A 20,759-nucleotide genomic window follows, 5' to 3' on the forward strand; every position below is an offset into this window, starting at 1 on the left:
CTTCATTCAGGACGCGACCGAGAGCCGCCCACGTTGGCCGAATTCGTTGATCAACCCGTCGACCAGTCCGTTAGATCTGGATTCCGAGACAAATCGCTTTACCGCCTTGGCAAAGGCCGGATTTCCCGGCCTGACACCGACCGCCTGACGAACCGCAGTATAGGACCCGGCCAACACCTTCGAGCCGGGCATCTCCGCCGCATTTTCCAGCAGGGCCGGACGGAGTCCCGCCAGGACATCCAGCTTCTGATCACGGAACAACTCAAAAGCCGCCTTCAATCCGGGAGCCCGCTTCAACTCGGCATGTTTCAGGGCACGGCTGAGATAGAGATCATAGGCGGACCGATCGGACACCGCGATCCGAACACCCGGCTTGTCCACCTCTTCAATGTTCATCAGTTTCGAGCCGGCGGGCACCAGATAGGTCGCCTCGATCTCGGCATAGGCGCCACAAAACTCGATGGTCTCCGCCCGCTTCGGATCCTCGGCGATCAGGCAGATATCCCATTCGTCCCCGTCGACCGCATCGGCCACCGCGCCCGGCGAGGGATAAGTGCAATAGGAAACGCTGAACCCGAAATTGCGGGCAATCGCCGCCGCGATGGCGGGTGAGACGCCCGACGGGTTGCCCGTTTCCGTCTTGCCGGTCACCAGCAAGACATTTCCGAGATTGATGCCCGCTCTCAGTTTGCCGGGCTCCGTCAGCCCGTAATCCTCGATATCGATCATCCTCGTTTCACTCCCCAGCGAACATGCGACCGGACCTGAAAGGCCTCAACACTGGTCACACTATAATGCTCAAATTATTCGGGGGAAATAGCGATGAAATCTCGCATATCTCTTAAATTCAAATGGAATCCGGGACATAGCGGAAATTCAAGTCGGCGCGGCACCCGAAAATGTCGTGCGATAAAGCAAGCGGCGGTGGCCGTCATAATCGTTCGTCGCGTAATGCAGCGTCGTCCGGTTGTCCCAGATCACCACATCCCCCGGCTGCCATTTATGCCGGCAGGAAAAATCGGGCCGTGTGCAATGCCGGTAGATCTCCTGCAGAACAGGCAGACTTTCTTCTTCGGTCATACCGTCGAAGCGCGTGGTGTAGATCGGGTTGAGGAAGAGTGCTTTCGCGCCGGTAATCGGCTCCGTGATGACAGCGGGATGGAAAATTTCCCGGTCCGCCTCCGGGTCACCCCGGGTCATCCGGATCGAGGCATTAGCCCGGGTTTCCGATGGCGGTGCGTGTTTGACGCCGTAGGGCTTGCCGACATGCACCGCGTTTCGCCCATCCACCACCGACTTGAGCGCGGCGGGCAGTGACTGGTAAGCCACCACCTGGCTGGCCCAGACCGTATCGCCGCCGACATCCGGGATCTCGACCGCGTTCAGCACCGATCCCGCGGGTGGGTTCTCCAGAAAACTGAAATCGGCATGCCATTCCCCGCCAAAGACACCCCCGCCGGCCTCGGACGCTTCCTTTAGCACGGCGATGGTTTCCGGGTCGTCCTCCAGCGGCGCCACATAGGGCAGCTGCATTGCCGGGCCGAAGACACGGGTCAGCGCTTTCTGTTGCGGCGGCGTCAGGAACTGCCCCCGCAGAACAAGCACCTGATGCTCCGCCAGGCTCTTTTTCAGGAAATCAGCATCGGCGCCGGAGATCGTCTCGGAGAGCGTAAGGCCCTCGATCTCCGCGCCGATGAAGCCGGTGAGTTTCTTCAGAACAGTCATAAGGCAGCCAGTCTTTTGGACACACGGCCCCGCATGCCTGCATGTATTTCGCAGACAGCAAGAGCATGATCATTCTGCCTTGCCTCTCCACGGATCACCAATTTCGTTTCGACAGCAGACGGCTTCCGATCGAGAGGGTAATCGCCAGCGCGACCAGCGCCCCGGCAACAATGAAGCTCGCCTGCATGCCGGTGGCCGCCGCCTCAGGCCCCGGCGCGGACTGCTCCGCATTCCCCGAGGCAAAGGCGAATATTGCGCCCATGACGGATGCGCCGGTTATGAAACCGAGATTGCGCGACAGGCTGAGCAAGCCGGAAATGACACCGCGCCGATCCTGCGGCACCCCCGCCATGACCGACGTGTTATTCGCGGCCTGAAACAACTGATAGCCGGGCGCCAGCAAGGCGATGGCCGCGATGTATCCGGCCATACCTGCCATGGGCGGCAAAACGATCAGGGCCAATACTCCCGCTGCCATGACGGCAAGACCTGCGGTCACCGTGGCCGATGCCCCCAGCCGATCGACGATGCGTCCGGCGGGGACGCCGCACAGGATGGAAACGCCGGGACCGACGGACATCACGGCGCCGACCATCATCTCTTCAAGACCAAGCCCATGGAACAGATAGAACGGCCCGACAACCAGCGTCGCCATCATCACGGTCGATACCAGGGCCGTCATCATCAGCCCCGCGCTCAGCCCCACATCACGGAAGGCCGCCAGCCGGATCAGGGGCGCGGATGCCCGTGCCTCGACGAGCAGGAAAAGACCGCCACACCCGAATGCCGACAGGATCAGGAATGGCCTCACCCGGTCGAAATGTTCTCCCCCGGCCGTCAGGGCGAGCGCATAGGCCGCCAATGTCAGTCCGAGGAACAGGGTGCCCCAGAGATCGAAGCCTTTCCGGCTTGCCCCCTCCCGCATGCCATCTTCCGGCAGATAGCGGCGCACCAGCAGAAAAGTCACAATGCCCAGCGGTACCATTACAACAAAGATCCCGCGCCAGCCCGGTCCCGCGATCAAAAACCCGCCGAGCGACGGGCCAAGTGCCGTGCCGATAGCGGACATGCTGCCCAGCAGCCCCATGGCACTTCCGGTCTTCTCTTCCGGAACCGCGCCGCGTACCAGCGCCACGGTAAGCGCCATCAGAACGGCACCGCCCAGCCCCTGAAGTGCCCGGGCGGCGATCAGCACCGGCAATGTCGGCGCGATGCAACACAGGGCCGAGGCTGCCGTGAACAGGAGGATGCCGCCAAGCAACACCCGCTTGTGCCCAAGCAGATCGCCAAGCCGCCCCGCATTGACGATCACGACGGTAATCGTGAGCAAATAGGACAGAACGACCCACTGCACCTGACCGAATGGAGCGCTGAAAACGTCCATCAAGGTCGGCAGGGCCACATTCGCACTGCTGACCCCGAGGAACGGCAGCAGCATCGACAGGGCAAGCCCCAGGAGCACCCACCGGCTCGATCTTGCCTGGACATCGCCCTCGAGCGCCGCTTCATCATGTTCCGTACTGATTGCTTTCAACTCACACTCCATCTTCCATCGCCCCTGACCTGGAGCCATCCGGACATTAGGAGCGCGCCAAAACATGCAGAAGACGCAGCAGTTGCATTCAATTACTGCATATAACGCCCTATCAAAGAGATCCGCCGGTGCTATGCTCCCTCCATGCAAACGCCTGATCTCAACCTGCTTCTCACCCTGGATGTGCTGCTCACCGAAGGCAGCGTCGCCCGGGCGGCGGAGCGCCTGCAACTGAGCCCGTCGGCCATGAGCCGGGCCTTGTCGCGGCTTCGCGAGAGCATGAACGACCCGGTATTGGTTCGGGCCGGGCGTGGTCTGGTGCCAACGCCGCGTGCGCTAGCCCTGCAGCAACAGGTCAGCCAATTGGTGGCTGATGCCAAGGCAGTCCTGCAGCCCGCCGAAATGCCGAACCTTGAAAACCTGGAGCGGACCTTCACGTTGCGCACCCGCGAAGGCTTCGTGGAGAATTTCGGCATTCCCCTGATCGAGCGCGTCAGGCAGGAGGCGCCCGGTATCCAGCTGCGCTTCGTGCAGAAAACCGACAAGGACAGCGCCCCGCTGCGCGATGGAACCGTCGATATGGAAACCGGTGTGCTGGGCAGGGCAGTCGGGCCGGAAGTCCGCATGCAGGCGCTGTTCCGGGACCGTTTCATCGGCGTTGTGCGAAAAGGCCACTCCCTCAGTGACGGAGACGTAACACCCGCCCGTTATGCGGCGGGCTCCCACGTCACCGTTGCTCGCCGTAGCCGCGCCGTCAGCCCGGTCGACGAGATGCTGGAGCCTTTGGGGCTGGAGCGCCGGATCGTAACCATCGTCAGCAGCTTCGCGACGGCCCTCTCCCTCGCCCGCGCATCCGACCTGATCGCCACGGTGCCGGAGCGCTATACGGGTAATCTGCGCGCCGGCATGCACAGCTTCCCTCTGCCGGTCGAGCCGCCGGGTTTCACCATTTCGCTGTTCTGGCACCCCCGCATGGATGCCGATCCGGTCCACCGCTGGCTGCGTGGATGCGTGCGCGAGATCTGCACAGGCAGCGCCTGACAATCAGTGAAACACGGCCGAAGGGCCGGCACTCTGCCGGCACCCGGTTAGTAAATTTCTGGCCCGACACATGTTTTACGGGTACTCTGTCAGCCAGTCCTCCGTCGTAATCGCACTTCCATGCGTGACAGAAAGTCAGACAATGGTCGGCACTCTATCAAGTTCCTATTCCGCTTCCCTGCCCCGGCTTGCCGGCGCGGGCACCGCTGCGAACAGTCCGGCCGGACAGGCCACATCCCTTTTGTCCCGATTGCAAAAGACCGACCCGGAAAAGGCGGAAGAGATTTCGAAAAAACTGAGCGAAGCGCGTAATGCCTCCGCTCAGCTCAATGCCGCCGAAGTCGACCAGAGCGCCGAACGCAAAGCCGCCGCGATGGAGAAAATCCAGCGCATCAAGGAGCAGCTCAAGGCGCTTCGCATGCTGGGATCGGGCGACCCGAAAGCCATGGCCCGGCAGGCAGCCCGGCTCAGCCGGGAGCTTGCCGCCGCGGTCAAGGAATATGCCGCCGCGAATGGCGGTAAAGCACCGGCTGGTATCCCCACCGCGACTCCAGCCGCGTCCGGCTCATCGCAGACTACGGACGCAGCCCCGACGGAAGCCGCAGGCGGCGAAACCGTTTTTCAACCTGCAACCTCTCCGGAAGCGCCCTCGGCGGAAACCGTCCGCACTGGCGAGACTGACGAAGGTGCGGTCGCAGCAGAGGTGGAGCCAGAAACGCCCGAGGAAATCCGCGCGGAAGAACAGGAACAACGCGAGGAGCAGCGCCTCTCCCCGGCCCCTTCCGACAACTCCGGCAAAACGACAACCGGCTTTTCCCTGTCGGACCCGTACGCCATCTTCAAGGAGCTGGTCCGCAGCGTCGAGGGAGAGATCAAGAAAATCCTCGAGAGCGCAAAATCCCAATTGAGAGTGCAGGAAGACCGGAACCTGCGCCGGGATGTCGATGATATCGAGAAATCCCTCGGGGAGGTCGAACAGGGTCTCACAACCCTGCCCGGCCCCGTATTGGCTCTTGCAGCCACAACTTCCGCCACGCCTCTTACCGCCGCCCCGGTCAATATCCTCGCGTGATCACTTCACCCCTCTTTGAGAGGTCTCCGGCAGGATGCGCAAGATCTACAAGCCGGATTTTCCTGATGGCACTGCATTTTTTGATACCGATCTCAAATCTTGCATAAAAATCATGGCTATGACGACATTAGGATAGGCCAAAGATGGACACGGCGGAGGGCAAAATGGAATCGACGAACCAGCGAGGCGCTTTCGCGCCACCGCCTGAAACCCGACAATACGCAATGAAGATGGGCCGTACCCTCGCAGTCCTGCTTGCAACGATATTGATCGCTTCGCCCGCAGCGGCGCATATCAAGTGGTTCGAGCCCTTCGACGTCTCGGCCCAGCCCAAACCTCTCGACGCCGTACTGAGCCCAACTTTCGTAACTTTCTTCCTGATCTCGGTCGTCCTTGTGTACCTGTTCTTCGTGGTCGACCGCATCGCGTTGAGGCGCGGCGTCATGGAGACGTTCCACCAGCGGCTGAAGGTCTTCGACGGGCTTTCGATCCTGATCATGCGCGGGGCGGCGGGGCTGTTCTTTGCATCGACCTGGGCCATGGCCATCTTCGGCGGGATCCGCTTCTACCTGGCGCCGGAATTGATTGCCGATGAGGTCTGGCTGCCCTGGTTCCAACTCGCCCTGGCGCTCTGTGCGCTAAGCCGGTGGACCACACCGCTGCTCGGTGCGGGAATTCTGCTGCTCTACGCCCTGGCACTGCACCATTACGGCGTTTTCCATTTGATCGACTACCTGATCTTCCCGGCCGTCGCCTATTTCTTCATGGCGACCGCCAGCGCCTCATATGGCTGGAAAAAATCTGGCTTCGTGACCCTTTACGCTGTCACCGGGATTAATTTTCTCTGGCTTTCGATCGAGAAATTCGCCTTTCCGGACTGGACCTATCCGCTGCTGGCCAAACACCCTGCACTGTTGATGGGTATCGCCCCCGAGACCTACATGGTGCTGGCCGGGTTCGTGGAGTTCGTGATCATCTTCACCTTGCTGGGCGCGGCCTCGGTCGCGACCCGCTTGATCGCCTTCGCCTTCCAGACCCTGCTGGTACTCGGAATTTTCGAGTTCGGTCTGGTCGATGCCATCGGCCATCTGATGATCAATGCCGTCCTCTTCGTGCTGATCGTGCGCGGCCCGACCGATGCACGGTATATCCTGGTGCTCTCCACAAAGTCGCCACAGATGGAGGCCTACTTCATGACCGGCCTCTACTACCTCGCCTTCGTCAACGCCTTCATCCTTTATTACGGCCTCCATGCCCTGCTGCAGGGCTGAAATTCAGTCCCAACGCGTTAGACGACTTCTTGCCAGCTCATGCAGGCGTTGCGCCCAGACAAGGCTCAGAGCAGCGACTGGGGAAGCACGGAAACCGTCCCATGCCTCCTGTTCCGCTGATCGCTTATGCGCTCTTGAGGGACTGCACGACCAAAGGCAGCGTGTTCAGCCCCCAATGCTCGATATACCTGCCGCCCTTGAGGCGGACGATATCGTACACATTGATCTCGACCTCCCTCCCAGTCGCCGGGACACCCGCCAAAGTCTCCGTATGACGGGCCAGGATGCGTTTCCGCGTCGCGACCTTGTCGCCCTCTTCAAGCTGGTCATCGATCTCGACCCGGATATCCGAAAGCCCGACATGTAGCAGATTGAAGATCGCATTCCGCATACTGTCTATCCCGCTGCCCATCCCCGGGATCGTCGTGTGATTCACGAAATCCGGATGAAAGATCTGCTCAAAAACCTCCGCGTCTCCACCGGCGAGACAGGCGTGATTGAAACGTTGAACGATCTCTTTGTTGGTCATGAAGGCTCCTCAAAAGACAACAATGGGCGATACCGCCCGGATTGAAGGTGCACAAGTTTAAACAAGAATTTTCTTGCTTATTTAGCTTGCCCGGCAAACTCTAGTCCATCGGCATAATCAGTAAGAGACATGACAATGGACTTCACACGCCACGGCATCATCCTTTTCACCGCTGATTATGAGCGCTGCGTGGAATTCTACACCGGAACACTCGGCCTTCCGGTCATGTATGCGAAAGACCAGCCCGGATCGCATCTCACCTGCTGCGCCTTCGGCGATGCGTATCTGATGATCGAGGTCGGCGGCCCGCCTCCAGCCGCACGGAAAAGCCTCTCGCAAAACCCGACCAAACTCCGCTTCAATGTCGCGGATGTGGAAGCTGCCGCAGCGGAACTGCGGGCCAAGGGCGTCGCGCTGGAGATAGAAACCTATTCGTGGGGTACCATCGCCAACTTCACCGACCCGGACGGCAATCTCTGCTCCCTCCGGGACGAGGCGAGCTTTCAGTAATACCTCCGGAGCAAAGATGGCTGAATTGCTGGGCGCTGACGATCAAGCAGCATAAAAAATGACGCGGATAGAATTCACTGCTTGACCTTCCAGTAAGGGGAAGCCCCACAAAACCGTTCATGTGGCGAACAGCATTCATAGCAATGACGATTCTGGTGATGACCGCGCTTCCGTCTTTCGGGCACGGCATGCCGGCAGAAAACACCGTCATAAGCGCGGCGGCGGATCATGCGGGCGACACCTTTGTCAGTGCCGCCTCCTGCCCGGGCATGGGCTGTTTGGACATGCAGTTCGCAACATGTGCCGACCTGACGGCAACTCACTGCCTTACCGGATTCCATCCTCCGGAAGCCGGGCAATCGGTATCTCCCAGCCATACCGGCTTATTGCTTTTCAAAGCTCCGGAAGCACAGCTCCGGGGGATCAGTCCCGCCGCTGAGACGCCGCCTCCACGTACCTGACCGGATTTCAATCACACCACGCTCCGCCAGCAATGCGGGCCGCTTAACTCGAAATCCAATCAGTTCGTGAAGGAACACACATGTCCTCCTACAATATCCTTGGTGCTGTCCTCGGCGCCACCCTTTCGCTTACCCTGCTTGCCTCCGACCCGGCTCTTGCTGCCGGCTCCCATGGCGGCGGCCACGGTATGGAAATCGGCAAACCAGGCGATCCCGCCAAGGTTTCGCGCACCATCGAAATCATCATGAACGACAACTTCTACGAGCCGGAATCCCTGGACATCAAGGAAGGCGAAACGATCCGCTTCATCGTCCGCAATGCCGGTGAGTTCGTGCACGAGTTCAACATCGCGACAGCCGCGATGCATGAGGCCCACCGTCCGGAAATGATGATGATGGTCGAGCATGGCGTGCTGGAGCCGGACCGGATCAATCATGAGGCCGCGAAGGCCATGCAGGCTTCCATGGGGCATGGCATGCATGACGAGGCGAACAGCGTGCTGCTGGAGCCGGGCAAATCGGGCGAGGTTATCTGGACCTTTCCGGAACATGCCGAGCTCGAATTCGCCTGCAATGTGCCGGGCCATTACGAGACCGGCATGCACGGCAAGGTCAAACTGAGCCACTGACGCAGGCGTGCGCAGCCGCAAAGCGGCCGATCACCATATATTCGACTGGAAAACATCCATGACAATCGGACTGTTGCGCCGGGCATTCCTGCTCGGCGCCGGTCTGGCGGCATCGCTTTCGGGCGCCGCCACGGCCGGCGAATATTCACTCACCGTCGACCCGGTCACGGTCGATACAGGCTCCTTCACCCGCACCGGCATCGGTTATAACGGTGCCACGCCCGGGCCCGTCCTGCGTTTTCAGGAAGGCGAGGATGTCGCCATCAAGGTGACGAACAACCTCAGCGAGCCGACCTCGATCCATTGGCACGGGCTGATCCTGCCCTTCGAGCAAGACGGCGTGCCAGGGATCAGCTATGACGGCATCGCCCCCGGCGAGACCTTCACCTACCGCTTCCCTATCACTCAGAGCGGCACCTATTGGTTCCACAGCCACAGTGGCTTTCAGGAGCCGGATGGGGCTTACGGTGCGATCGTCATCGAACCACAGAAGCGCGAGCCGTTCCGCTATGACCGTGAATATGTGGTCCAGCTGACCGATGCGCACCCGCATGGCGGCAACCGGATCATGCGCAATCTGAAAATGATGCCGGATTATTACAACCGGCAGCAGCGTACCCTGTTCGACTTCCTCCAGGATACCAGAGAGAAAGGCCTCGATGCCGCCCTGTCGGACCGTTCCGCCTGGGGCGACATGCGGATGATGCCGACCGACATCGAGGACCTGCAGGGCTTTACCCCGCTGATCAACGGCAAGAGCTCGGTACAGAACTGGACCGGCCTTTTCACGCCCGGAGAGCGCATCCGCCTGCGCTTCATCAATTCATCGGCCATGACCTATTTCGACATCCGGATACCCGGTCTGAAAATGACGGTGGTGCAGGCAGACGGCAATAACGTCCTCCCAGTGCCGGTCGACGAGTTCCGGATTGCCGTTGCCGAGACCTACGACGTTCTCGTCCAGCCGAAGGAAGACGGGCCGTATGCCATCTTCGCGGAATCCATGGGCCGGACATCGTCCGTGCGCGGGACACTCGCCACGACCGATGGCATGAAGGGAGACATCCCCGACCTGCGCAAACCGCCACTCCTGACCATGGCAGACATGGGCATGGCCCATGAAGGTATGGATCATGGCTCCATGGCCATGCCGGACGGCACACACACGATGCCGGATGGCGCGACCATGAAAGGCATGGATCACAGCAAAATGGCCATGCCCGGCGGCGCGCATACGATGCCTGACGGCTCCAGCATGAAAGGCATGGACCACAGCAAGATGAATATGGGGGGCTCGGACCCGTTCTATGCCTCGGGCAGCGGCCTTACACCGACAGCGGCAAACGGCGGCAAGTTCCTCTCCTACAACGATCTGAGGACCCAGAAGCCACTCTATCCCCACCGCGACGCAACCCGCGAGATCGAGCTGCGCCTGACCGGAAACATGGAGCGTTATATCTGGTCGATCAACGGCGTCAAATATGCCGACGCGGAGCCAATCCGCCTGCAGTATGGCGAGCGGGTCCGCTTCAAGTTCGTCAACGAGACCATGATGACCCACCCGATGCATCTGCATGGCATGTGGTCGATCCTCGATACAGGCAAGGGCAAGTGGAACCCGGTCAAGCACACGATCAGCGTTGCCCCCGGAACAACGGTCTTCACGGAGACCGAAGTCGACGTGCCGGGTCAGTGGGCTTTCCATTGCCATCTCTCCTACCACGCCGACAGCGGCATGTTCCGCAAGGTCATCGTCGAAGGTGGACCGAAGAGCACATCGGCGGGCCAATCCATGAAAACGGAGGGCTAAGCGATGTTTGCACGTTACGCAGTCTTGTCTGCCCTATCCGCCTTCCTTCTCGCCAGCCCGGTATCCGCCGAGCAGCTCTATTGGGGGGTCCAGGCGGAACAACTGGAGTGGCGCAGTGGCGAAGGCTCGAAGGCGCTCGCCTGGGATGCCGATGCCTTTGTCGGCACGGACGAATTGAAAGCCGTCTGGCGCAGCGAGGCGGAATACGCCACAGGACCGGACAACTTCGAGACCCTGGAGAACCAGCTCCGTCTGCAGGTCCCGGTGAGCACCTTCTTCGATGCAGTTGCCGGAGTGCGCCATGACAGCCCGGACGAAGGCCCGCGCCGGACCTATGGCGTGCTCGGTCTGCATGGCCTCGCCAAGCAATGGTTCGAGCTGGACGCGGACCTCTTCCTTTCGGAATACCCGTCCGCCCGCTTCGAGGTCGAGTATGAAGGTCTGATCACAAACCGGATCATCTTCACGCCGAGCATTGAGCTGGATCTGCCACTTGCCGATGATGAAGCGACCTTGCGGGCGGCCTTCAGCCCGAAGCTGGAGATCGGCGGCCGTCTCAGCTACGACCTGATCGACCGGGCAATCTCCCCTTATGTCGGCATCCATTGGGAGCGGACATTTGGCGAGAGCGGACGGCTGGTCAAAGCCGAAGGAGAAGATAACAACGCGGTCTCCCTCGTCGTCGGCCTCAAGCTGATGTTCTAGGCAGTGACGCCCCCCGGGGAGCCTGTTTCTCCGGGGGACACCCACCCCGCCTTGCTAAGGCAGTAACCGCGCCGTGCCGTCTGCACCATCCCTGCGGCGCATCACTGACTGGAACAGTTCTGACTCCAGATGGCCAGAAAGCCAGCTCTGCAAATCGGCCAGGGGCTGGACATCGAACCATTCCCGGCCGGTATTGGCGAACTGGCGGACGAACGGGAAAATCGCGAAATCCGCAAGGCTTGGCCGGGAGCCGAACAGCTGGGCGTGGTCTTTCAGACACTCATTCAGGCGTCCAAGGAAAACCGCACCCTCACCGCGATGATAGAGAGGATCGGTTTCCGGGTCGTACCGGACGGCATATTTGTAGCGGTCGAGATGATGCTTGAAGGTGCCATCGCATTCAGCGATCAGCACTTCCATTTCCGCTAGGCCGCCCCTCTCCGGGGTGAGCCAGCCTTCCGGATCATGGCGCGCCAGCGTCCACCGCATGATGTCGAGGCTTTGCTCCAGCACCTGCCCATCGGGCAAATGCAGGACGGGGACCGTTCCCTTTGGCGAAATCTCCAGCATCTCCGCGGGTTTATCCCGCAGGACAACCTCACGCAGCATGCAATCCTGCCGGCTTGCCGTCAGGGCCAGCCGCGCCCGCATGGCATAGGGGCAGCGGCGAAATGAATAGAGAACCGGGAGCGGACGGCTGGCTGCCTCCGGGCCGGTTGTGGCCGACCCTTCAGTCACGTCCATCCCCGGAGCGGGCTGACGGCGCTTTATGAGACGTGCCGATATGCTTCTCCCCCCGCTGCTCCGCCAGTTCCACCTGACGCTCACGTTCCTCGAAACGCTTCTTCTGCCTGGCGTCGCTGGTGCTGTGACAGGACGGGCAGGAAACACCGGGCACATAGAAGGATGACGCCTTGTCCTGCTCGTCAATCGGCCTGCGGCAGGCATGGCACATATCGTAGCTGCCAAGTTCAAGGCCGTGCTTTATGGACACGCGCTGGTCGAAGACGAAACACTCCCCTTCCCACAGGGACTCTTCCGGGGGAACGGTTTCGAGATATTTCAGAATCCCGCCCTTCAGATGAAAGACGTCCTCGATGCCCTGTTGCTTGACGAACGCGGTGGCCTTCTCGCAGCGAATACCGCCGGTGCAGAACATCGCCACCTTCTTACCGCGCACGGCCTCGGGAGACAGGCTCTCCTGCCCCCTGAACCAGTCCGGAAACTCGCGGAAAGTGGTTGTGTCGGGATCGATTGCCCCTTTGAAAGTGCCGATACCGACTTCATAGGCATTTCGGGTATCGATCAGGATGACATCCGGGTCGTTGATCAGGTCGTTCCAGGCGTCAGGCTCGACATAGGTGCCGACTGTTTCGCGCGGGTCGATGTCCGGCACGCCCATCGTGACGATTTCTTTTTTCAGCCGCACCTTCATGCGGAAGAACGGATTCACATAGGCGAAGGATTCCTTCAGCTCCAGATCGTCACAGCCGGGAATAAGGCGGATATGCGCAAGCGCCGCGTCGATACCAGTCCGGCTGCCCGCGATGGTGCCGTTGATGCCTTCGGACGCCAGCAAAAGCGTGCCATACACATCCGCTGCCCGGCAGGCTTCCAGCAATGCTGGCTGGCGGGCTTCGAAATCCGGCAGGGCGGTGAATTTGTAAAGCGCCGCGACCACAAACGGGGCATCGTTATCAGGTGCAGCGATGTGTGACGCATCCGTCAATTCAGGAAGCTCCTTCAATCCTCATCTTCAGTCGCAGTGCGCGTTCCTGCGGTGTGATGACGCCAAATGCAAGTTGGCGCCAGAATTATATCCCAGGATCATATCAGAACCGAAGCAACACACTGTACGGATCGGCAAGTGACACAGCTCGCGGATCGGCTCATCTTGCGTGCAAAAATACTGAGGGAGGAAAAACACCATGACCAGCAAACCCTATTCCGGCATCTGGCCGGTCGCCCCGACGCCCTTCACCGACAATGGCGCTGTCGATTTCGAGAGCATGAAGCGCGTGATCGACTGCATGGTGGATCAGGGTGTGGACGGGATCTGCATCCTCGCCAATTTCTCCGAGCAGTTCCTCCTGAGCGATGCCGAGCGGGCGGACCTGACCAGGCTCTGCCTTGAGCACACGGCGGGCCGCGTTCCGGTGATCGTCACCATCTCCCATTTCTCCACCGGCATCGTCGAGACCCGGGCCCGCGAAGCAGCGGCAATGGGCGCCGCCATGGTGATGATGATGCCGCCCTATCACGGCGCCGCGCTGAAGGCTGACGAGACCGGCATGTTCGAGCATTTCGAGCGCGCCAGTCAGGCCGGCGGTATCCCGATCATGGTGCAGGACGCGCCGCTCTCCGGCGTTGCTCTCTCCGTGCCCTTCCTGGTGCGCATGGCGAAAGAGATCGAACAGGTGAAGCTGTTCAAGATCGAGGTGCCCCAGGCTGCGGCAAAGCTTCGCGCCCTGATCGAAGCAGGCGGCGATGCCATCGAAGGTCCGTTCGATGGCGAGGAAGCAATCACCCTGCTGGCCGATCTCGATGCCGGCGCCACCGGCTCCATGACCTCCGCCATGATCCCGGACCTGATCCGCCCCGCCATCACGGCCCACCTCAAAGGCGACCGGGCGGAAGCGAAACGGATCTACGAGCGCCTGCTGCCGCTGATCAACTTCGAGAACCGCCAGTGCGGCTGGCGCGCCAGCAAGGCGGTGATGAAGGAAGGCGGTGTAATCGCGAGCGAACATGTCCGCCACCCGGTGGCCCCGCTGCATCCCGAGACGCGGGCGCAGTTGCTGGAGCTGGCCCGGGAGGTTGATCCGCTTGCGCTGAAGTGGGGACAGTGAGGTTCTTTCCAGCTACCGGATAGGTGTGGCTTCTTCATCTCGTCCACAGATAGAGCTGCATTCCGTGTACTTACGGGGTAAAACTTCCAGGCATGAATCGGATCTGGAAACTGGGGCAGTGGCGGCTTGGCTTTAGATAAGAATGAAATGCTCGTCGTCGATCTCGACGGTACCCTGTTACGCAGCGACATGCTCTACGAGACCTTCTGGTCAGCTTTTGGAGGCGATTGGCGGACACCATTCCTGGCTGTGGCCTCCTTGTTTGGGGGGCGGGCTGCATTGAAACGCCGCCTCGCGGATACCGCGCAGATCGATGCTGCAACACTGCCTTACGATCCCGATGTAATTGCCTATATCAAAACTTGGCGTGAAGCTGGCGGGCAGACGGCCCTGGTCACCGCCAGCGATCAGGCCATCGCGGATAGTGTCGCGGAGCAACTCGGTATCTTTGACGAGGCCCATGGCTCGGACGGCAACACTAATCTCAAAGGTTCGCGCAAAGCCACGTTTCTCGATCAGCGCTTTGGAATCAATGGGTTTTCCTATATGGGCGACTGTTCTGCGGATCTGCCGGTCTGGAGCCGGGCAGGCAAAGCCATAACGGTCAATGCATCAGCTGCTTTGCGCCGACAGGCCGAACATGTGTGCGCTGTTGTTGAGCACCTTTCGACTGCCGCGCCATCCCTTCATACATACGCCCAGGCCTTACGGCCGCACCAGTGGCTGAAAAATGTGCTGGTATTCCTGCCCATGCTCGCAGCTCATCAGTTCGATGCAGCAACATTCCTAGTCTTGTTTCTTGCTTTTACCTCCTTCAGCCTGGTTGCCTCCAGCGTCTATGTTCTGAACGACCTGCTCGATCTGTCCGCCGACAGAGCCCACCCACGCAAGAAGAACCGCCCTTTTGCCGCTGGTCGTATTCCGATCGCGCACGGAATCTGGCTGATCGTTCTGCTGTTCGGGCTTGGCGCTCTTGCAGCTGCAGTCATCGGCTGGGAATTCCTGATGGTCATGACCGGCTACTTTGTTTTAACCACGGCCTATTCGCTGTATCTCAAACGCCGCATCGTGATCGATATCTGCGTGCTCGCCGGCCTCTACACTATCCGGATCGTAGCTGGAGGTGTGGCGATGGAAACCACTCTGTCTGTCTGGCTACTGGCCTTTTCGATCTTTTTCTTCCTATCCCTTGCCGCAGTTAAAAGGCAGGCAGAACTTGTCGACAGCGCCAAGCACGGCAATCTCACGACCGTCGGCCGGGGCTATCATGTCGATGACCTTCCGATCATGCCGATGATTGCCATCGGGGCGGGCTATGTCGCCGTCTTGGTTATGGCGCTCTATACCAATTCGCCCGCCGTCGCCGATCTCTACCCGCGCCCCGAAGCCCTGTGGGGTGTGGCCGCGGTTCTGATCTACTGGATCACCCGCACCGTCATGGTGGCACATCGCGGTCATATGCATGACGACCCGGTAATCTATGCGGCAAAAGACAGGATCAGCCAGCTCTGCCTGCTTGTCATCATTGTCTGTGTGTTGACGGGGATGATCCCGTGACATTGCTCAGGACCGTTATCCTGACTGGTTTTCCGCCCCAACAGCGCAGCCATAAAACTTCGGCTGTCCTGAAGCGATACGGCCGGGTAAAGGCCACATTATGAAGCTGTCAGGCTGGGGCCGTACCCCCGTCATCGACGCGCAGATGAATGCGCCGCGCGATATCGATGCCCTGCAAAAGCTGGTAGCTGGCGCAAAGACCGTGATCGCACGCGGCAATGGCCGGGCTTACGGGGACAGTGCAATCAACCCCTCCGGCACCGTTGAGATGCGACATTTAAACCGGATGCTGGCCTTTGATCCGGAGACAGGACTGCTGACCGCCGAAGCGGGTCTGATACTGGGCGATATCATTTCAGCCTTTCTGCCCCGAGGCTGGTTCCCAGCCGTCACCCCAGGCACCAAATTCGTCACGCTGGGCGGCATGATCGCCGCCGACGTGCATGGCAAGAACCATCACAAGGACGGCAGCTTCAGGGAATGTGTCCACTGGATCGACATTCTGGATTCCGGCGGCATGATCAGGCGTTGCTCCCGGACGGAACATGCCGAGCTGTTCGAACATACCCTCGGCGGCATGGGCCTGACCGGAATAGTCCTGCGCGCAGCGATCAGTCTACGCCCTGTCGAGAGCGGGTGGATACGCCAGACAACTCACCCCGCGCCTAACCTGAAAACCGCCATGGAAATTTTCGAACAGTCTGGCGACGCGACCTATTCCGTCGCCTGGATCGACTGTCTCGGCACAGGCCAAAATCTTGGGCGCTCCCTTGTCATGCTGGGCGAGCATGCGGGCCTTACCGATCTGCCGGTCGGGCGGGCCCGGCAGCCCTTTGACATTCCAGGCAAACGCCCGCTGTCGATTCCTTTCGACATGCCTGCCTTCCTGCTGAACCCGTTGACCGTGCGGGCCTTCAATGCGCTCTATTATCGGGCAGGAGAACGTCAGACGGGCGAACGGCTTGTTGACTGGGACAGCTATTTCTATCCGCTCGACGCCATCCAGCAATGGAACCGGCTTTACGGTCGCAAGGGCTTTGCCCAGTTTCAGTGCGTCCTGCCGCTGGAGCGTTCGGAGCAGGGGCTGACCCGCTTGCTGGAAGCCACATCCGGCATCGGTGCCGGCTCGTTCCTGGCCGTGCTGAAGCGTTTCGGAGAGCAGGAGAGTGCCTTCTCTTTCCCCATGGCAGGCTATACCCTCGCTCTCGACTTTCCGGTAAACAGGCGAACGCTCGCCCTGATGGATGAGCTTGACCAGATCACCCTCGATCATGGCGGGCGATTTTATCTGGCCAAGGACAGCCGAATGAAGGCGGAAACGCTACACAAAGCCGATCCCCGCGCCCAGGATTTCAAACAGACGCGCGACGCGCGCTCCTGGTCCGACCGGTTCCAGTCCTCGCAAGCAGAAAGGCTTTCGCTTTGACCAAATCGCCCGTGCTCATTCTCGGCGCCCGCTCGGATATTGGAAAGGCCGTGGCGCAGAAATTCGCCTCTCTGGGACATCCGGTCCAGCTTGCCGCGCGCAATGCGGACAGCCTCGAACCGGACAGGGCCGATATCGCACTCCGGCACGGCGTTACGGTCACAGTGCATGAGTTCGATGCCTTGGCCACGGAAACGCACGACACTTTTGTCGACAGCCTTCCCGAGCTGCCGGAAGTCGCCGTTTCCGCCATCGGACTTATGGGCAGTCAGGAAGCGAGCGAAACGGATATCCCGGCGGCAATCACGGTCATGCGCAGCAATTACGAAGGTCCGGCGAGTATCCTCGCCATCCTCGCCAACCGCTTTGCCAAGCGTGGGTCCGGCATTCTGATCGGCATCAGCTCCGTCGCGGGCGAACGCGGACGGGCAACGAACTATATCTACGGCTCGGCGAAAGCGGGCTTCACGGCCTTCCTGTCCGGTCTGCGCAACCGCTTGACATCGCGAGGCGTGCATGTCGTCACCGTGCTGCCCGGCTTCGTTGCCACCCGGATGACCGAGGGCATGGATCTGCCCGCCAAATTGACAGCACAGCCGGAAGAGGTCGCAAGCGCGATTGCCCGTGCGACGGAACGCAAGACCAATACGCTCTATGTCCGCCCGGTCTGGTGGCTGATCATGGCAATCATCCGGAACATCCCGGAAGCATTGTTCAAGAAAATGAAGATCTGACGGAACGCATGCCGGTTTCCCACCCGGCTATTCAGCCGGAGGCAACGTAATCGACCAGTTGACGCCGGGCCATTGCGGGTGCGCCCGCACCCGGTCCGTCTCGCCCGACCGCCACTCACGCACTTCATCTGACCAGGTGGACCAGACAGGATCGTGAAACCCGGCAAGGCGGGGCTGCCAGTCGACGGCCTGCAGCAACAACCCGGCAGCCAGCAATCCTCCCGCGATCCTGCGCCAGACCGGCGGCTCTTCCGGATCCAACACCGCCGCCATCAGCAACAAGCCGAGCAAGACCGAGCCGAACATCATGTACCGGTCGCCCCCTCTCATCCCAAGTGATGCCAGGATCGACAGCAGGGAAACGCCCCAGGCCAGCAGCAGCCAGTCACGCCGGGGTCCCTGCCGCAACACGCGGATCTGGAAAGCGGCGAAGGTAAGCGATCCGGCAATGACAATCATCAGCACCATCCAGCCGTGATTGTCCGAGAAGCTGCCAAAAACGGGATAACGCATCACCGCCTCGATCATGCCCTGCAGCCATTCGCCAATATCCTCGGTAAGCCTGAAGCGCGAGGTCCCGCCGCCACCATTGCCGGATAGAACCACGGCCGCCTGCAACAGACAGCCGGCAGTCAACACGAGAGCGATCCAAAGATCCGCTGTTTTGCGCCGGTACCACCAGCGCAGCCAAAATGCTGGCGTAGTAAAGCAGGCTTGCGGGCTGGACACGGCCGCAAGCGCGGCAATGCCGGTCAGTACGGCCCGCAAGCCTCGCTCCGGCTCACGGACCAATTCCAGATAGATCAGGGCGACACTTACAGCCAGGTGCACCTGGCTGTTCACCGCATTAAGAAACAGCTCACCGGCGGCACCGAAGACAAGAAGCACCGCACCCGCCAAAAGTTTCCGCGCGGTGCTGGCGAACAAGGGTGAGCGGCCGAAGACAATGATCGCGAACGGCGCAAGCTGGATCACCCCGGCAACGGCCAGCGTGCCATAGGGCGCCCGCTCCAGCGGCAGTTGTGCCGCGAGCCAGCCCGCGAAATTGGCGATGAAGGAGTAATAGCCGAGATGGGTCTGCGTCAGCACGTCGAGTGCCCCGTCCCCCTCAAGCGCCGCCGCGAAATAGACGGTCATCTCCTCGGCCCAGAAACGCGGTGCGGCAAGCAATGTCGGATCACGCCCGGCCAGACAACCGGCGGCAAGCAACAGGAGCAGCACTTTCACCGGCACTGACGACGAATTATCGAAGAGGTCGTTGATTTTTCGCATGATCGTCATCGGCGCCGGTCGATCCTTCATGGCAGGACATTGTCTAAAGCGCCGGACTATCGCGTGGCACAGGCCCTGCCGCAACCATATTGCCGGTCAACGGAAGGGCTATCAATTTTCTCCGGCGGGCAGTACCCGGGGGCCTGACACATCCGGCTCCCCAGCTTTCGGCTTCGACATGCGCCACCCCAGTCGCGGGTTCAACCTGCCGGCAAGTCCCCAGGAGGCAAGAAGACCAAGACCGGTGACGGCGAATACGCCGGAGATCGGCGCGACCAACAGCACCAGCCAGGCAACGCCGGGGGAGAGGATGCCCGAGACATCGCGGAAGCTGGAATAAACGGCGGACATTTCGGTCCGTTCGGACGGTTTGACGGACATCAGGAATGGCAGACCGGCGCAGATGTCCAGCAGCACCAGGAAGGCCGAGCCGATCATCAGCAGGATGACGACAACCCAGGGCCAGGCACCGCTTGCCCCGGCAGCGAGAAAAGCGGCGGCGCTGCACAGAAAACCGGTGCGGACCGCCGTGCGGACACTGCGGCGCTCGATCCATTTCAGCATCACCGGGGTGGCGAACAGCATGGCATTGCTGAGAGACAGCACGGTGCCGCCGACATTCTCGCCAAGGCCGCTCTCTATGGCGAAGACCGGGACATAGACCACATAGGCCCACCAGCCACAGGACCGGAACACAGCGAAAAGCCAGCCGGCGACCAGCCGGGGCTGGGCGAAGAACCGGGCGAGATACGCCACCGGGTTCGGTGTCGGCGCCCGGGCCCGGGTGATCAGCTTGCCGTTGCCAAGCCGCATCCACCAGAAGATCGCCAGCAGGGTCATGGCCGAACAGCCGGCGATCAGAAATGGCGCGGGCTCCCAGAGCTGCAGGAGCCAGACACCGCCTGCCGGCCCGACGGTCCAGGCGGCGGCACTGTAGAACAGTCGCAGGGTCTCGCATTTCCCGAGATCCGCACTGGCGACATAATCCAGTACATAGGCGTTGAAGCAGACGAAGATCGTCACCGTCGCCGCCATGTTGAGGCCGAGCGCAACCGTGACGATCTGCCCGTCGCCGAAGACCATCAGGCAGGCGCTGAGCATGTAGCTGAAGGCGCCCCCGGTATAGAGCCAGCGGCGCGGCACGAAACGGACCAGCCAGGGAACCAGCAGGCCCCATATCATCGACAACAGGCCGACGGCGAAATAGATCTCCGAAACCAGGCTGGAATCCCGGTATGCCCGGTACATCACGATCGGAAAGACGGAGATCAGCATGCCACGGGTGATCGCTTCCGTGCCGGCAAGCACGGCGAATCCCCTCGCCCCCGGAGCGGGCGTGTGACGGAGCAGTTCTGGAATGTAGCGCTGGAACATCGGAAGACAACTCTGGTGACTTCCGGAATCAGATCAGGGATCTGGCCTCATTGCTGCCACGGATACGACCTGTGGCCGGTTTATTTCAATACAGGTGACGGATTTGAAACAGTCGTGACGTGGCCGGTGTGGCTTGTCTTGTAAGGCTCAGTACACCAGCTCGTCGTCGCCGCCGGAGCCGCCGATCACAAGCTCGCCGCGATCCGAGAGATCCTTCGCCGCCGTGACCATCGCGGTCTGCGCATCCTCCACATCCTTCA

The 20,759-nt window shown here is 60.7% G+C and carries 20 protein-coding genes; 12 read left to right on the plus strand and 8 right to left on the minus strand.

Annotation, left to right across the window (positions count from 1 at the left end; translation table 11 throughout):
• Positions 1-6 precede the first annotated feature (6 nt).
• From AAC126_RS02710 to AAC126_RS02720, 3 genes are all read right to left on the minus strand, one after another.
• On the minus strand, positions 7-729 hold the full coding sequence (locus tag AAC126_RS02710) for a transporter substrate-binding domain-containing protein (RefSeq protein WP_339849784.1): 723 nt from the start codon (positions 727-729) through the stop codon (positions 7-9).
• Between the two features lie 147 nt (positions 730-876).
• Positions 877-1,725, minus strand: a complete 849-nt coding sequence (locus tag AAC126_RS02715) for a TauD/TfdA family dioxygenase (RefSeq protein ID WP_339849786.1) — start codon at positions 1,723-1,725, stop codon at positions 877-879.
• Between the two features lie 94 nt (positions 1,726-1,819).
• Positions 1,820-3,259 carry an MFS transporter gene (locus AAC126_RS02720; protein ID WP_339849788.1) on the minus strand — a complete coding sequence of 480 codons (1,440 nt, stop codon included), beginning with the start codon at positions 3,257-3,259 and terminating at the stop codon, positions 1,820-1,822.
• A 144-nt stretch (positions 3,260-3,403) separates the two neighbouring features.
• Between AAC126_RS02720 and AAC126_RS02725 the strand changes: the two genes are divergently transcribed.
• The 3 genes from AAC126_RS02725 to AAC126_RS02735 all read left to right on the plus strand — a co-directional run bounded on the left by AAC126_RS02725 (position 3,404) and on the right by AAC126_RS02735 (position 6,643).
• A complete protein-coding gene (locus AAC126_RS02725) occupies positions 3,404-4,300 on the plus strand; it encodes a LysR family transcriptional regulator (protein WP_339849791.1) in 897 nt (298 codons plus the stop codon).
• 142 nt (positions 4,301-4,442) lie between these two features.
• On the plus strand, positions 4,443-5,372 hold the full coding sequence (locus tag AAC126_RS02730) for a hypothetical protein (protein WP_339849792.1): 930 nt from the start codon (positions 4,443-4,445) through the stop codon (positions 5,370-5,372).
• A 164-nt stretch (positions 5,373-5,536) separates the two neighbouring features.
• The gene (locus AAC126_RS02735) at positions 5,537-6,643 is read left to right on the plus strand and encodes a hypothetical protein (RefSeq protein ID WP_339849794.1); all 1,107 of its coding nucleotides are present in this window, start codon (positions 5,537-5,539) and stop codon (positions 6,641-6,643) included.
• 124 nt (positions 6,644-6,767) lie between these two features.
• Here AAC126_RS02735 and AAC126_RS02740 read toward each other — a convergent pair whose 3' ends face one another.
• Positions 6,768-7,172, minus strand: a complete 405-nt coding sequence (locus AAC126_RS02740; protein WP_339849796.1) for an ester cyclase — start codon at positions 7,170-7,172, stop codon at positions 6,768-6,770.
• Positions 7,173-7,307: 135 nt separating this feature from the next.
• Between AAC126_RS02740 and AAC126_RS02745 the strand changes: the two genes are divergently transcribed.
• The 5 genes from AAC126_RS02745 to AAC126_RS02765 all read left to right on the plus strand — a co-directional run bounded on the left by AAC126_RS02745 (position 7,308) and on the right by AAC126_RS02765 (position 11,287).
• A complete protein-coding gene (locus AAC126_RS02745) occupies positions 7,308-7,682 on the plus strand; it encodes a VOC family protein (RefSeq protein WP_339849798.1) in 375 nt (124 codons plus the stop codon).
• Between the two features lie 143 nt (positions 7,683-7,825).
• Complete coding sequence (locus AAC126_RS02750; RefSeq protein ID WP_339849801.1) at positions 7,826-8,143, plus strand: hypothetical protein; 318 nt, start codon at positions 7,826-7,828, stop codon at positions 8,141-8,143.
• A gap of 80 nt (positions 8,144-8,223) precedes the next feature.
• The gene (locus tag AAC126_RS02755; RefSeq protein WP_339849803.1) at positions 8,224-8,772 is read left to right on the plus strand and encodes a cupredoxin domain-containing protein; all 549 of its coding nucleotides are present in this window, start codon (positions 8,224-8,226) and stop codon (positions 8,770-8,772) included.
• Between the two features lie 58 nt (positions 8,773-8,830).
• The gene (locus AAC126_RS02760; protein WP_339849806.1) at positions 8,831-10,582 is read left to right on the plus strand and encodes a copper resistance system multicopper oxidase; all 1,752 of its coding nucleotides are present in this window, start codon (positions 8,831-8,833) and stop codon (positions 10,580-10,582) included.
• Between the two features lie 3 nt (positions 10,583-10,585).
• The gene (locus tag AAC126_RS02765; protein ID WP_339849809.1) at positions 10,586-11,287 is read left to right on the plus strand and encodes a copper resistance protein B; all 702 of its coding nucleotides are present in this window, start codon (positions 10,586-10,588) and stop codon (positions 11,285-11,287) included.
• A gap of 54 nt (positions 11,288-11,341) precedes the next feature.
• Here AAC126_RS02765 and AAC126_RS02770 read toward each other — a convergent pair whose 3' ends face one another.
• A complete protein-coding gene (locus AAC126_RS02770) occupies positions 11,342-12,025 on the minus strand; it encodes a glutathione S-transferase (protein ID WP_339849811.1) in 684 nt (227 codons plus the stop codon).
• On the minus strand, positions 12,018-13,016 hold the full coding sequence (locus tag AAC126_RS02775; RefSeq protein WP_339849813.1) for a rhodanese-related sulfurtransferase: 999 nt from the start codon (positions 13,014-13,016) through the stop codon (positions 12,018-12,020). The genes AAC126_RS02770 and AAC126_RS02775 overlap by 8 nt, the downstream gene beginning before the upstream one ends.
• Before the next feature lie 199 nt (positions 13,017-13,215).
• Here AAC126_RS02775 and AAC126_RS02780 point away from each other — a divergent pair, with 199 nt between their 5' ends.
• The 4 genes from AAC126_RS02780 to AAC126_RS02795 all read left to right on the plus strand — a co-directional run bounded on the left by AAC126_RS02780 (position 13,216) and on the right by AAC126_RS02795 (position 17,853).
• Positions 13,216-14,136 carry a dihydrodipicolinate synthase family protein gene (locus tag AAC126_RS02780; protein ID WP_339849815.1) on the plus strand — a complete coding sequence of 307 codons (921 nt, stop codon included), beginning with the start codon at positions 13,216-13,218 and terminating at the stop codon, positions 14,134-14,136.
• A gap of 147 nt (positions 14,137-14,283) precedes the next feature.
• Complete coding sequence (locus AAC126_RS02785) at positions 14,284-15,693, plus strand: UbiA family prenyltransferase (RefSeq protein ID WP_339849816.1); 1,410 nt, start codon at positions 14,284-14,286, stop codon at positions 15,691-15,693.
• A 100-nt stretch (positions 15,694-15,793) separates the two neighbouring features.
• A complete protein-coding gene (locus AAC126_RS02790; RefSeq protein WP_339849818.1) occupies positions 15,794-17,119 on the plus strand; it encodes an FAD-binding oxidoreductase in 1,326 nt (441 codons plus the stop codon).
• On the plus strand, positions 17,116-17,853 hold the full coding sequence (locus AAC126_RS02795; protein ID WP_339849821.1) for an SDR family oxidoreductase: 738 nt from the start codon (positions 17,116-17,118) through the stop codon (positions 17,851-17,853). The genes AAC126_RS02790 and AAC126_RS02795 overlap by 4 nt, the downstream gene beginning before the upstream one ends.
• A 27-nt stretch (positions 17,854-17,880) precedes the next feature.
• Here the strand turns inward: AAC126_RS02795 and AAC126_RS02800 are convergent, their stop codons facing one another.
• On the minus strand, positions 17,881-19,155 hold the full coding sequence (locus tag AAC126_RS02800) for a hypothetical protein (RefSeq protein WP_339849824.1): 1,275 nt from the start codon (positions 19,153-19,155) through the stop codon (positions 17,881-17,883).
• 81 nt (positions 19,156-19,236) lie between these two features.
• Positions 19,237-20,499, minus strand: a complete 1,263-nt coding sequence (locus tag AAC126_RS02805) for an MFS transporter (protein WP_339849827.1) — start codon at positions 20,497-20,499, stop codon at positions 19,237-19,239.
• Positions 20,500-20,759: the final 260 nt, after the last annotated feature.

The sequence above is a fragment of the uncultured Nisaea sp. genome (assembly GCF_963974195.1).
Lineage (GTDB): Bacteria > Pseudomonadota > Alphaproteobacteria > Thalassobaculales > Thalassobaculaceae > Nisaea.